Source organism: Klebsiella oxytoca NBRC 105695 (assembly GCF_001598695.1).
GTDB classification, from domain to species: Bacteria; Pseudomonadota; Gammaproteobacteria; order Enterobacterales; family Enterobacteriaceae; genus Klebsiella; species Klebsiella oxytoca.
In genome coordinates, this window is sequence record NZ_BCZK01000014.1 from 89,095 (window position 1) to 101,988 (window position 12,894).

Genomic DNA, 12,894 nt, shown 5'->3' on the forward strand with positions numbered 1-12,894 from the left:
AAGCCCAGGAGATAAAAATGCTCGACACCAACATGAAAACCCAGCTCAAGGCCTATCTTGAGAAGCTGACCAAACCTGTTGAGCTGATTGCCACGCTGGATGACGGCGCTAAATCGGCAGAAATCAGGGAACTGCTGGCTGAAATTGCTGAACTGTCAGATAAAGTCACCTTCAAAGAAGATAACGGCCTGGCGGTGCGTAAGCCGTCATTCCTCATTACCAACCCAGGCTCCAGCCAGGGGCCGCGCTTTGCCGGCTCTCCGCTGGGACATGAATTCACCTCTTTAGTTCTGGCTCTGCTGTGGACCGGCGGCCATCCGTCAAAAGAAGCCCAGAGCCTGCTGGAGCAGATCCGCAATATCGACGGTGATTTTGAATTTGAAACCTACTATTCACTTTCATGTCATAACTGCCCGGATGTGGTTCAGGCGTTGAACCTGATGGCGGTACTGAACCCGCGTATCAAGCACACGGCGATTGACGGCGGCACTTATCAGAATGAAATCACCGAACGCAACGTGATGGGCGTACCGGCGGTATTCATGAACGGTAAAGAGTTTGGCCAGGGTCGCATGACGCTGACTGAAATTGTGGCCAAAGTGGATACCGGTGCGGAAAAACGTGCGGCGGAAGAGCTGAATAAACGTGAATCCTATGATGTCTTAATCGTCGGCTCAGGCCCGTCAGGCGCAGCGGCTGCCGTTTACTCAGCGCGTAAAGGCATTCGTACCGGTCTGATGGGTGAACGCTTCGGCGGCCAGGTGCTGGATACTGTTGATATCGAAAACTATATTTCGGTACCGAAGACCGAAGGTCAGAAACTGGCTGGCGCATTAAAAGCGCACGTCAGCGAATACGATGTTGATGTTATTGATTCTCAAAGCGCTTCCAGGCTGATTCCTGCGACGGTTGAAGGCGGATTGCACCAGATTGAAACCGCCTCCGGCGCGGTGCTGAAAGCGCGTAGCGTTATCATTGCCACCGGTGCGAAATGGCGTAACATGAACGTTCCAGGTGAAGATCAGTATCGCACGAAGGGCGTAACCTACTGTCCGCACTGCGACGGCCCGCTGTTTAAAGGTAAGCGCGTGGCGGTTATTGGCGGCGGTAACTCCGGTGTGGAAGCGGCCATCGACCTGGCAGGCGTTGTTGAACATGTAACGCTGCTTGAATTCGCGCCGGAAATGAAGGCCGACCAGGTTCTGCAGGATAAAGTCCGCAGCCTGAAGAACGTCGATATTATCCTCAATGCCCAGACCACAGAAGTGGTGGGCGACGGCAGTAAAGTGACCGGCCTGCAGTATCGTGACCGCGTGAGCGGCGATGAGCATCACGTCGCGCTGGCGGGGATCTTTGTACAGATTGGCCTGTTGCCGAATACCAACTGGCTGGAAGGGGCGATTGAGCGCAACCGCATGGGTGAAATCATCATTGATGCGAAATGTGAAACTAACGTGAAGGGCGTCTTCGCGGCGGGGGACTGCACAACCGTACCGTACAAGCAGATTATTATCGCCACCGGCGAAGGTGCAAAAGCGTCTCTGAGCGCGTTTGATTATCTGATCCGCACTAAAACGGCATAATTCATAATAAAGTAAGACCGAACCTGCACAGCAAAGAGGCTACCCCTGGGTAGCCTCTTTTTTTTAGCTCTCTGACGCTATCTCACCACCATCACCGGAATATGCGCATGGCGGATCACGCTTGAGGCATTGGAGCCGAGCAGATGCGTGCTGATAGACGGATTACGCGAGCCTATCACCACTACGTCGGCTTTAATTTCATTGGCCAGTTCATTGACCATATCGCGCACGTTGCCAAAGCGAACGTGCATTTTGATTCGCGACGGGTCAATGCTGAAATGCCCGGCCATTGTTTTCAGGCGCGTTTCTGCTTCATGCTGCAAATGCTCTTCAAAGCGGCGCAGATCGGCGGTAAACCGGCTCATGGTAAAGCTTGATGAACCGGGCAGTACGTGGAGAAGATGGATAACCCCGTCCTGCTGGGCTAAAAACTCCGCATGGCGAACGGCTTTATCGCTTAACTCCATTTCAAAGACATCAACGGGCATAATGATTGTTTTATACATATGCATTCCTCCTTGTTCGTCTGCTTTTATATCAACATATTATAGGAAAATATTGTGCCATTCAGGTCGCAAAATTGTCAGATCGGTTAGAGGGTGGCGTAAAAGTTTGTCAAAAGAGAGGCGTAGAGGAGAAGGTGCAGAAAGAGGATGTAGCGACATCCTCTGGATAAAGCGCGAAACGCTTCAGGCAGCGGGGAGATTAACGGTGAAAATCGCCTGCGGCCTCCGGCTGGTATAGCAGTTCCAGCACTTCAAGATGCGTTGAGGTGCCGCCGGGCAACTCCCAGTGAATGGCGCTGCCGACCTTGAGCCCCAGCAACGCTGCGCCAACCGGCGCCATAACCGAGAGCTGGGTGGCGCTATCGGTCACCTGAGCCGGGAAAACCAGCGTGCGGATGCGCTCTTCGCCGGTGGTTAAATCGCGGAATCTCACCTGGCTATTCATGCTGACAACATCATGCGGCATGGCTTCCGGAGCCAGCATCTGCGCGCGGTCAAGCTCGTCGTTCAGTGCGTCCGCTACCGGCGAGTTAGCGAATGCCGGTTGTTCCAGCAGCCTGTCGATGCGTTCTGCATCCAGTTCATTAATGATGATTGCGGGTCTGGTCATCTCATACTCCATGTTATCCAGGAACCTGTCCGTAAAAGAAAACCCTCACCGAAAATGGCAAGGGTTAATGTTCTCTCATCATACTGAGACTTGCGGATGGTTTGAAGTGATTAAACGCACATTCATCAACGAACAATAGTTAAACCGTATGAAACTTAGCCGGCTTTATCCAGCAGAAATTGTTTACCGCAGTTCCCGGGATGAGGCTGAGGTAAGAATGAATTTACCGCGAGAGGCGCGTTGATGGCCGCCGCTTTGATGGAAATTTGCATCTCGGTCAGATAGGCGGGATTGCCGTTACAGGTTAACTTGAAAGCCTTAACGTTCTGATTTCCATAGGCCTCTGCGACCGCGGCGTTGAAATCATCCCGGCTAACGGTCTGCCCATAGTGACTGGCCAGGAAATGACCAAGGGGGCTTTGTTTAATCTCGCCGTTCAGGCGCACCATGGTGCCGAAATAACTGTCAGGATCGAAACCAAAACAAACCCCGTGCTTGGCGTATTCATAACGCTCAAGACATGAATTGCCGCCGGATCCCGGCATCACGCCGTTAAGCTTATTCGCCATTTCCAGCGAAAGGCCGGTTTCAGCCGCCCGACATTTTTGCCCGGCTTTCGCTTCAGGCATATTGGGAACAGGGCGGGTCGCGCAGCCAAAACGCATCCAGCGGCGTTCGTCCACTCCGCGCGCGGCGATAGATTTGGGCAGGCCTGGCCACAAGCCGTGAACGGTGAGAAAATCGGCTTTGTTGTCTGGTTCCTGCTGCAGGCGGCACTCTTCCGGCTCGCTGCGGTTTCGGTCCTGCATACTCTGGCAAAACCCCGTTTGCCAGGAGAGGGCCAGCACGTAGCGATCGAAATCGCCGTATTGCGTTGCGATCAGCGGATCGGCGCTGACCTGAGGAGCGCTTAGCAAAAGAGCGAGAGCGACGAAATCCTTCCTGAACATTTTTATTCCTGATGACGAATGGTCATTAATAACTTTGAGTTATTAAAGCATAAAAAAGGCGCCAGCAGGCGCCTTTTCACACGGTTTCAGCGTTAGCGGATTGCGCTACCGGGAACGAGGACTTCGGTGGCGATAATAACCACTAATAAACCAACCAGTACCGGGACAGAGGTGCGTTTCACCACTTCGAACGGCGAAATTTTTGCCATACCGGCCACGGCGACCACGACGCCGGAGACCGGAGAAATGGTTCGGCCAAGGTTAGACGCCTGCAGCATCGGGATCGAAAGATAAGCCGGGTTAATGCCGGACGAGTGCGCCAGCTTCGGGATCATCTCAACGAAAGCATAGAAGGGGGCATTACCAGAGCCTGTGGTCATCGCCGCCAGCATGGTCAGAATGACCAGTACCAGCATCAGAATAATACTGGCGGAGCCGAAAGAAGTTGCAATGGAGATCAGGCCGTTAATAAAGCCAATGGTGCTCAGCCCCTGCGCAAAGACGCCAGCGGCGACCAGCAGCATCACCACACCGGCAAAGGCGTCGGCCATCCCGCGATATGCCGCTTCCAGCCCATTAAACACATTTTTAGTATTAAAGCCGCGGCAGAATTCCAGAACTGCCGCCAGCAGCATGCAGAGTACGAGGATGGTAATGATGTGCAGCTCCGGACCCCATTTGCCATCAAAAATCAGCACCCCGATTATCGGCGTAAACGGCAGGATGGCGTAGAAAGAAGGGGCGGTGGTGGTGATCTCGTTCACATCAAGCATTTCATGCGCGACGTTTTCCTTCTTATCCAGATAGCGCTGCCAGAAGAAGTGAGCAATCGCCATGCTGATAATCGCCACGATAGAGATAGGCAGCGTGGTTTTAAAGGCAAAGTCAATCAGCGGCATTTCGGCGGCTTTGGCGGCCAGCACGACGTCGCCGGAAGTCGGTGAGAGAATAATCGCCGCCGGGGAGGCGCAGATTGCGGCGGCGGCGCCGCGGCTGATACCAACGTTGACCATGACCGGGAACAGCGTGGCCATCAGCAGGACGCCCAAGCCGGTGGCTGAGGAAACAGCCAGCGACATCAGGCAGGCCACGAAATAAGCAGCGATCATCAGTAGATAAGGGGAGTTAATATAGCGCAGCGGTTTTGAGGCCAGTTTGACGACCATATCGTTGGCGCCAATATGCGTCATATAGGTGGCGAAACCGCAGAGCATCATGATCATCATGCCGAGGTCGCCGCCGCGGCTCATGAGCAGTATCTTAATATACTCAACGATATCGGTAGCAGAGTAGCCGGTGCTCTTTGCGTCGCCAGGTAAAATCTTATGCCCCATTAGCGCGCTGGCGATGAGTAATACTAAGCCACCGACGAACAGCACTCCGGTGGCGGAATAACCTTTAATGATATAGCGGGCGACGCCCACAATGACCACAATCCCAATCAGGATCTCTACTAGCGTAAGCATTCTTAAACCCCTAAACCATTAACCCAAAGAATCTACTGATAAATAAAGCGAAGGAAAAATTTAGTGAGGGAATGTGCCTAAAAAACGGGCAAAACTCGCTGATGCAAATCAATAAATCGATGAGAATCCCTGGATGGTTGGGCTTTACTGGCGTAACCGGCAAAACCGCGCGGAGAGTTTTTCAGATTTTTTGTAGCGGGCAAATCAAGAGTTTGCCTAATTTCGTTAAGGAAGTATTAAGCTTATCCTTGCTATTTTAACCCGCTCAAAAAATGATACTGGTAAGAGAAAAGTGTTAATGCATCGTCGATTTATAGGTTTTTTTCTTGGGTGCCTGGGGCTGCTGCTGTCGTCTACTTCTGCTAACGCTTCGTTCAGCTCGACGCTTCGCGATGGTTACAACACGCTGACTGATAACGTTGCGCAGACCTGGAATGAGCCTGAGCACTACGATCTTTATATCCCTGCGGTGACCTGGCATGCGCGTTTTGCCTATGACAAGGAGAAAACCGACAGGTACAACGAGCGCCCCTGGGGTGCCGGTTTTGGCGTTTCACGCTGGGATGATAAAGGGAACTGGCATGGCATCTATCTGATGGCTTTTAAGGATTCTTATAATAAGTGGGAGCCCATCGGCGGCTATGGCTGGGAGAAGACCTGGCGTCCTTTGGCAGATGATAATTTCCATCTTGGCTTAGGCTATACGCTCGGCGTCACGGCGCGTGACAACTGGAAATATATCCCGATCCCGGTAGTGCTGCCTTTGGCTTCCATCGGCTACGGCCCGGCCACCTTCCAGATGACCTATATTCCCGGCACCTATAACAACGGAAACGTTTACTTCGCATGGGCACGCATTCAGTTTTGAGGCGATTTTCCATAGCAATAAAAGAGATAAGCAGGCTGTCTTGAGGAAAAACAAAGACTAAAGTGAACCCTGCCCAAAAAGATAGAGACTTTTATCACTTTTTAGCAAAGTTGCGCTGGACAAAAGGTACCACAATTGGTGTACTGATACCCGACACAGTATTAGTGTCGATTTTTTCATATAAAGGTAATTTTGATGTCTAAGATTAAAGGTAACGTTAAGTGGTTTAATGAGTCCAAAGGATTCGGTTTCATTACTCCGGAAGATGGCAGCAAAGATGTATTCGTACATTTCTCTGCAATCCAGTCCAACGGTTTCAAAACTCTGGCTGAAGGTCAGCGCGTAGAGTTCGAAATCACTAACGGTGCCAAAGGCCCTTCTGCTGCAAACGTAATGCCTATCTAAGCAACGCGTCAGCAGAATATAAAAACCCGCTCTCAGCGGGTTTTTTTTTGCCTGCGTCTAGCGGCTGGCGGCTTGCGAAAACAGCCAGAACGCAGCGGCCGTCATGGCAAATGAACCTAACAGATTGACGAAAACGTTCAGCAGCGCCCAGCTAACGCGCCCCTGCTGCAGCAAAAACACCACTTCAGCGGAAAATGTGGAGAAGGTGGTCAACCCGCCGCAAAAGCCGGTAGTGATGAGTAGCTTCCACATCGGATCGACGTCCGTCAGGCGATTAAACCAGGCCAGACCGGCCCCGATAATAAATGCCCCTAGCAGGTTAGCGGTGAGAGTACCAATGGGGATAGCATGGTGCATGGGGTTAAACTTCATACCCAGCCACCAGCGCAAAACGCTGCCGGTGCCGCCGCCAAGAAATACAGCCAAAAGGAGTTGCAACACGATTGTTCTCTGCTTATTGATTGCGACTAAACTTCGAGTGTAGCGCGCGAAATACCTTGCTGGCTATGAATTACCTGACGGGAGAGAAAAGATGCTTGTTGCTGCCGGACAATTTGCCGTAACGCCGGACTGGACGGTCAATGCTCAGACCTGCGTGAGCATGATGCGTCAGGCCGGGGAGCGCGGAGCAACGCTTCTGGTGCTACCCGAGGCGTTGCTGGCGCGAAACGACGCCGATGCGGATTTATCAGTCAAGTCCGCCCAGCAGCTGGACGGCGGTTTTTTACAGCTTCTGCTGGCGGAAAGCGAAAACAGTCCCTTGACGACGGTGCTGACCCTGCACGTGCCTTCTGCAGAAGGGCGGGCAACGAATACGCTGGTGGCGTTACGTCACGGGAAAATTATTGCGCAATATCAGAAACTGCATTTGTATGATGCTTTCAATATTCAGGAATCCCGGCTGGTCGATGCCGGTCAGCAAATTCCGCCGCTCATTGAGGTCGACGGGATGCGAGTCGGGTTAATGACCTGTTACGATTTACGCTTTCCTGAGCTGGCGCTATCCTTAGCGCTCAGCGGCGCGCAGCTTATTGTCCTGCCCGCCGCGTGGGTAAAAGGGCCGCTGAAAGAGCATCACTGGGCGACTCTGCTGGCGGCACGGGCGCTGGATACCACCTGCTATATTGTCGCTGCGGGGGAGTGCGGAACGCGTAATATTGGTCAGAGTCGAATTGTCGATCCTTTAGGAACGACGATTGCCGGGGCAGGGGAGCAGCCGCAGCTGATTTTCGCGGAGCTTTCAACCGATTATATTCAGCAGGTAAGAGAGCGCCTGCCGGTGCTGCAGAATCGTCGCTTTGCGCCACCGCAATTATTATGACGTTTTTTTAAACAAGGCTTGATTCACCTTGTTACAGATTGCTATTGTGTCCGCGCGTCAAATAGCCGTTAATTGTATGCGTGTATGATGGCGTATTCGCAGCTTGTATTAGAGAAGAAGGTTAGCTATGGGTGAGATTAGTATTACCAAACTGCTGGTAGTCGCAGCGCTGATTATCCTGGTGTTTGGTACCAAAAAGTTACGCACGCTGGGTGGAGACCTGGGCTCGGCTATCAAAGGCTTCAAAAAAGCCATGAGCGATGACGATGATAGTGCGAAAAAGACCAGTGCCGAAGAGGCTCCGGCGCAGAAGCTCTCTCATAAAGAGTAATTCGCGACGAGTTTCCTGGTGAAGGAGGCTCGCTACCGACGGGGAAACCGCGTCGGCAAAGAGGCCGCAGCGATAGCGCTGCGGCCTCTTTTTGTCATCTGCACGGATTTTGCTTAAAAAGATGCAACTAACTGTTACCGCGTTGGGTTTTATTATTGGCGAGCAAAATGAGTGGCAGGAAAGACCGCAGCGCTACAAATATAACGCCGCGGTCGCGACAGGAATTACTTCACTTCCATACCTTTGGCCTGCAGGTCGGCATGATAGGACGAACGAACAAAGGGTCCGCAGGCGGCGTGGGTAAAGCCCATCGCCATCGCTTCGGCTTTCATCTCTTCGAATTCATCCGGGCTCACGTAGCGCTGTACCGGCAGGTGGTGGCGGCTCGGCTGCAGATACTGGCCTAAAGTCAGCATCGTCACGCCGTGGCGACGCAGATCGCGCATGACTTCAATGATTTCAGCATTCGTTTCGCCTAAACCCACCATCAGTCCCGATTTCGTCGGGATCTCCGGGTGCGCTTCTTTAAAGCGCTCCAGCAGCTTCAGGGACCAGTTGTAGTCGGCGCCAGGGCGAACCTGACGATAGAGGCGCGGAACGTTTTCCAGGTTATGGTTAAACACGTCCGGCGGCGTGGCCTGGAGGATCTCCAGCGCACGATCCATACGGCCGCGGAAGTCCGGCACCAGAGTTTCAATTTTGATCGTCGGGCTTTTTTCACGAATCGCGCTGATGCAGTCGGCAAAGTGCTGAGCGCCGCCATCGCGCAGATCGTCGCGGTCCACGGAGGTTACAACCACATAGCGCAGCGCCATATCGGCGATGGTTTGCGCCAGCTTTTGCGGCTCGTTGGCGTCCGGCGTTATCGGGCGTCCGTGGGCAACATCGCAGAACGGGCAACGGCGGGTGCAGATGGCGCCCAGGATCATAAAGGTCGCCGTTCCGTGGTTAAAACATTCCGCGAGGTTAGGGCAAGAGGCTTCTTCGCACACGGAGTGCAGGCCGTTCTTACGCATCGCTGCCTTGATCCCCTGGATACGGGACGAGTCAGCCGGAAGTTTGATTTTCATCCATTCCGGTTTTCTGAGCAGAGCTTCACGCTCAGTTGCCACGTTTTTCACCGGGATAAGGGCCATTTTATCGGCATCGCGGTATTTAACACCGCGTTCCATCACAATGGGTTTACTCATAGCGTGCGTGTTCCAGTTGCGAGTGACGAAGGAAAGCGAATCAATTCAAGTAAATGTTGCATTTATCAACTATTTTTGAATTAAACGCAGGCAGTATATCATTGATACGGGGCATAAAGCAGCCTGCTTGCCGGGCAAATTGTAAAATAGTTGTTGTTTTATGCTTTTCCCACACGTGCCTTATCGACTAGAAAGCCTGACGAATTGTCCCGACGATCTCTTTCAACAAGGGTTCCTGCGCGCTGAGCTTGTTATAGTGCAGCGCAATATCAATTTTTTCTTCGCGCAGAGGGGCGAAATCGATCATTTTCAAAGGCCATATTCTGTCAACCAGAGAAAACATCCCGGAAGTTATCAGCCCCAGCATATCGCTTTCGCTGACCAGCGCCGCCTGAGTTAACAGATTGTAGCTACTAAAACCGCAGCGGCGTTCGCCGAGGTGTTCCTGCAGGCGACGCAGGATGGTGGTGTAGCGCTGCCCCTCAGGCTGCAGCAGAGCGAATTCATATTGACTAAGATTATCTGCGGTTGCAGGCAAGGCGAGAGCCGGATGTCCTGCCCGGCAGAAGATGTGCACGCTGTCCTGGTACAGCACATGGTGCGTAATCGTCTGCCCGCTGTGGGGATAGCTGTCGATAAGCAGGTCCACCTGACGCTGATTTAGCTGACTGACTGCGTCGTTGATAGCGATATTGTGCAGCAGTATCTGGGGAAAGACGGCCCGCAGTTTTTGGGTGATAACCGGCATGATTAACGCGCCAATAGCCGGGGAAGTGGCAATCGTTATCACCCGCTCCCGCTGCGTATTGCCGGTGAGATCCAGCGCGTTGAGAAACGCCTCCATCCCCTGACTAATATGCTTATGCAGATGCGTAGCGTAGGCCGTGGGGGTCACGCCCTGTCCCTTACGAATAAATAGCGGGTCAGGGAAGAGCGCGCGCAGCTTGTTGATTGACTGGCTTATCGCCGACGGCGTGATATTGAGTACCTTTGCCGCGTTAACGATGCCTTTATGGACGTAAACCGCTTCAAAAATAGTGAGTAAATTGAGGTCTATCGTACGCAGAATGCGAAACATCTGCCGACCGTGGCGATCGTCAAGCCGATCGCCTGATTCTGCCTGAGAGTTATTGTCGTCCACTCTTTATTTCCGCTAGTGATAATTAGCACCATTATAGCGGTCACATTTATTTTATTAGTGATGATAGATTGCAAATAAAAGGCTTAATCCGGTCCGAGGAAAAACGAGACGTCCCGCGGCAACGGGACGTGATGGCTAACGGGATAAAATGTATTCCGATGGCGGATCGTTCAGGAGCGCCAGCAGATGAGCGACCAGACGTGGCGATACGTTTTCCGGCTGGGCATCTGGCTGCCACTGACGCATCTGCGTCATCTCCATTCCGGCATAGCCGCAGGGGTTAATTCTCAGGAACGGCGACAGATCCATGTTGATATTTAGCGCCAGGCCGTGGAATGAGCAACCTCTACGAATGCGCAGACCCAGAGAGCAGATTTTCCGATCGCCCACGTAGACGCCGGGAGCATCGGCGCGCGGGTGTGATTCGATGTCATATTCCGCCAGGGTGTTCACGACGGTTTGCTCCAGAAGCGTGACCAGCTCGCGCACCCCCAGCTTACGGCGTTTCAGGTTCAGCAGAACGTACATCACCTGTTGGCCGGGACCGTGATAGGTGACCTGCCCCCCGCGATCGCTCTGAATTACCGGGATTTCGCCGGGAACGAGAACATGTTCGGCTTTGCCTGCCTGCCCCTGAGTGAATACGGGATGGTGCTCTACCAGCCAGATTTCATCCAGCGTAGTCTCGTCGCGGGTGTCGGTAAACTCGTGCATTGCCTGCGAGACAGGTTCGTAAGGTTGCAGGCCGAGCTGGCGGATGAGAATTTTATTGTGCTGCAAAACAACGTCTCCGCAGAGAGAGAATGATTTGAGTGGGAAAGTATATCACAGCAAGAAAGCGAGAATGACCCGGCGTGGACGCCGGGTCAGGGGAAGAGATTTACAGCACCATCCGAACGATTTCAATATTGCCCAGCTCTTCGTAGAGAGTTTCTACCTGCTCAATATGGGTTGCATTGATGGTAATAGAGACAGAGTGGTAGTTGCCTTTGCTGCTGGGTTTTACCGTCGGAGAGTAATCACCTGGTGCATGGCGCTGTACCACTTCAACCACCTGGTCAACCAGCTCCGGCAACGCCTGTCCCATTACTTTGTAAGTAAATGGGGTAGGGAATTCAAGCAGTTCGTTAAGTTTGGTTTTCATGTCAGCTCCGGTGTTACAACAAAAAATAATAACTCCCACGACGTGTGGGAGTTATCAGGATATCTAGTATATGGGGATGTAAATCACACTTTCAAGCGTTCGGTTTTTAACCAAACCAGTGATGGAACATTAATTTAATGTAATCAATGATTTTACCGAAGAAATTGCCTTCCGGGATTTCCTGCAGGACCACCAGCGGACGCTGATCGATGGTTTTGCCATCAAGCTGGAAGTTAATGGTGCCCACAACCTGGTTTTTCTGCAGCGGCGCGTGCAGCTCGGCATTATTCAGCACGTAGCTGGCTTTCAGATCTTTCATCCGACCGCGAGGAATCGTCAGATAAACGTCTTTATCCACGCCGAGAGAGGCGCGATCGCTATCGCCGAACCAGGCAGGTTCAGAGGCGAATTCTTTACCGGCTTTAATCGGGTTAACGGTTTCAAAGAAGCGAAAGCCCCAGGTCAGCAGCTTTTTGCTTTCGGACTCGCGTCCTTTATAGGTACGACCGCCCATCACGGCGGAGATGAGGCGCATCTGGCCTTCAGTTGCCGATGCCACGAGGTTGTAGCCCGCTTTATCCGTGTGGCCGGTTTTAATGCCGTCGACGTTGAGGCTGTTATCCCACAGCAGGCCGTTGCGGTTGAGCTGACGAATACCGTTGAAGGTAAACTCTTTCTCTTTGTAGATGGTGTATTCGTTTGGAACATCGCGAATCAGCGCCTGGCCAATCAGCGCCATGTCGCGCGCTGAGCTGAACTGACCATCGGCATCCAGGCCGTGAACGGTCTGGAAATGGGTGTTCTTCAGGCCCAGCGCGTTAACGTAGTTGTTCATCAGGCTGACGAAGGCGTCCTGGCTACCGGCGACGTAGTCGGCCATCGCCACGCAGGCATCGTTGCCCGACTGCAGGTTGATACCGCGGATCAGCTGGGATACCGGCACCTGCATACCCGGTTTGAGGAACATCAGCGAAGAACCTTTGAACACCGGATTACCGGTTGCCCACGCGTCGTTGCCTACGGTGACCAGGTCGGACTCTTTAAATTTGCCCGCTTTCATGGCCTGACCAATGACATAGCTGGTCATCATTTTAGTCAGGCTTGCCGGGTCGCGACGGGAGTCAGCGTTGTTTTCCGCCAGCACTTTGCCTGAGTTGTAATCGATAAGAATCCAGGATTCGGCGTCAATCTGCGGGGCGCCTGGGATCATAGTTTTGATATTCAGGTCATCGGCGCGGGCAGCGGAGGACAGCGCTGCCACGGAGAGCGCCGTAACGAGTAAACGAGCGGTAAAAGAGGTCTTCATGGTCTGAACAACGGCATCCGTGATGGAGTTAAAAAAAGTGCCTTACTATAACAAATGCACTACGAACCAGCAT

General features: G+C 52.7%; 15 protein-coding genes. 5 read left to right on the forward strand and 10 right to left on the reverse strand.

Annotated elements, in window-relative coordinates:
• Positions 1-17: 17 nt before the first annotated feature.
• On the forward strand, positions 18-1,583 hold the full coding sequence (gene ahpF, locus KO1_RS21480) for an alkyl hydroperoxide reductase subunit F (RefSeq protein WP_004100138.1): 1,566 nt from the start codon (positions 18-20) through the stop codon (positions 1,581-1,583).
• A gap of 77 nt (positions 1,584-1,660) precedes the next feature.
• On the opposite strand, the gene uspG is transcribed toward ahpF, so the two are convergent.
• The 4 genes from uspG to dcuC all read right to left on the reverse strand — a co-directional run bounded on the left by uspG (position 1,661) and on the right by dcuC (position 5,115).
• Positions 1,661-2,089 carry a universal stress protein UspG gene (uspG, locus tag KO1_RS21485; RefSeq protein ID WP_004100140.1) on the reverse strand — a complete coding sequence of 143 codons (429 nt, stop codon included), beginning with the start codon at positions 2,087-2,089 and terminating at the stop codon, positions 1,661-1,663.
• A 199-nt stretch (positions 2,090-2,288) separates the two neighbouring features.
• Positions 2,289-2,699 carry a nucleoside diphosphate kinase regulator gene (gene rnk, locus KO1_RS21490; RefSeq protein ID WP_004111326.1) on the reverse strand — a complete coding sequence of 137 codons (411 nt, stop codon included), beginning with the start codon at positions 2,697-2,699 and terminating at the stop codon, positions 2,289-2,291.
• 155 nt (positions 2,700-2,854) lie between these two features.
• On the reverse strand, positions 2,855-3,649 hold the full coding sequence (rna, locus tag KO1_RS21495; RefSeq protein WP_017146359.1) for a ribonuclease I: 795 nt from the start codon (positions 3,647-3,649) through the stop codon (positions 2,855-2,857).
• Positions 3,650-3,741: 92 nt separating this feature from the next.
• Positions 3,742-5,115 (reverse strand): anaerobic C4-dicarboxylate transporter DcuC, encoded by a 1,374-nt coding sequence (dcuC, locus tag KO1_RS21500; RefSeq protein WP_004100144.1) that lies wholly within the window; start codon positions 5,113-5,115, stop codon positions 3,742-3,744.
• A 292-nt stretch (positions 5,116-5,407) separates the two neighbouring features.
• On the opposite strand from dcuC, the gene pagP reads away from it, so the two are divergent.
• Positions 5,408-5,983, forward strand: coding sequence for a lipid IV(A) palmitoyltransferase PagP (gene pagP, locus KO1_RS21510; protein ID WP_160887563.1), 576 nt, complete (start codon positions 5,408-5,410; stop codon positions 5,981-5,983).
• A gap of 195 nt (positions 5,984-6,178) precedes the next feature.
• A complete protein-coding gene (gene cspE, locus KO1_RS21515) occupies positions 6,179-6,388 on the forward strand; it encodes a transcription antiterminator/RNA stability regulator CspE (RefSeq protein ID WP_004100146.1) in 210 nt (69 codons plus the stop codon).
• A 57-nt stretch (positions 6,389-6,445) separates the two neighbouring features.
• On the opposite strand, the gene crcB is transcribed toward cspE, so the two are convergent.
• The gene (gene crcB / locus KO1_RS21520; protein ID WP_004100147.1) at positions 6,446-6,829 is read right to left on the reverse strand and encodes a fluoride efflux transporter CrcB; all 384 of its coding nucleotides are present in this window, start codon (positions 6,827-6,829) and stop codon (positions 6,446-6,448) included.
• Between the two features lie 91 nt (positions 6,830-6,920).
• Here crcB and KO1_RS21525 point away from each other — a divergent pair, with 91 nt between their 5' ends.
• Together KO1_RS21525 and tatE are read left to right on the forward strand one after the other, a co-directional pair.
• On the forward strand, positions 6,921-7,709 hold the full coding sequence (locus tag KO1_RS21525) for a deaminated glutathione amidase (RefSeq protein WP_004100148.1): 789 nt from the start codon (positions 6,921-6,923) through the stop codon (positions 7,707-7,709).
• 127 nt (positions 7,710-7,836) lie between these two features.
• Positions 7,837-8,040, forward strand: coding sequence for a twin-arginine translocase subunit TatE (gene tatE / locus KO1_RS21530; protein ID WP_004100149.1), 204 nt, complete (start codon positions 7,837-7,839; stop codon positions 8,038-8,040).
• A gap of 224 nt (positions 8,041-8,264) precedes the next feature.
• On the opposite strand, the gene lipA is transcribed toward tatE, so the two are convergent.
• From lipA to dacA, 5 genes are all read right to left on the reverse strand, one after another.
• Positions 8,265-9,230, reverse strand: a complete 966-nt coding sequence (gene lipA, locus KO1_RS21535; RefSeq protein WP_004100150.1) for a lipoyl synthase — start codon at positions 9,228-9,230, stop codon at positions 8,265-8,267.
• 187 nt (positions 9,231-9,417) lie between these two features.
• Entirely contained in the window at positions 9,418-10,371 is a 954-nt protein-coding gene (locus KO1_RS21540; RefSeq protein WP_004100151.1) for a YbeF family transcriptional regulator, read from the reverse strand.
• Between the two features lie 135 nt (positions 10,372-10,506).
• Complete coding sequence (lipB, locus tag KO1_RS21545) at positions 10,507-11,151, reverse strand: lipoyl(octanoyl) transferase LipB (protein WP_004100152.1); 645 nt, start codon at positions 11,149-11,151, stop codon at positions 10,507-10,509.
• A 100-nt stretch (positions 11,152-11,251) separates the two neighbouring features.
• The gene (gene ybeD, locus KO1_RS21550; RefSeq protein WP_004100153.1) at positions 11,252-11,515 is read right to left on the reverse strand and encodes a DUF493 family protein YbeD; all 264 of its coding nucleotides are present in this window, start codon (positions 11,513-11,515) and stop codon (positions 11,252-11,254) included.
• Positions 11,516-11,621: 106 nt separating this feature from the next.
• Positions 11,622-12,821, reverse strand: a complete 1,200-nt coding sequence (dacA, locus tag KO1_RS21555; protein WP_004100154.1) for a D-alanyl-D-alanine carboxypeptidase DacA — start codon at positions 12,819-12,821, stop codon at positions 11,622-11,624.
• Positions 12,822-12,894 lie beyond the last annotated feature (73 nt).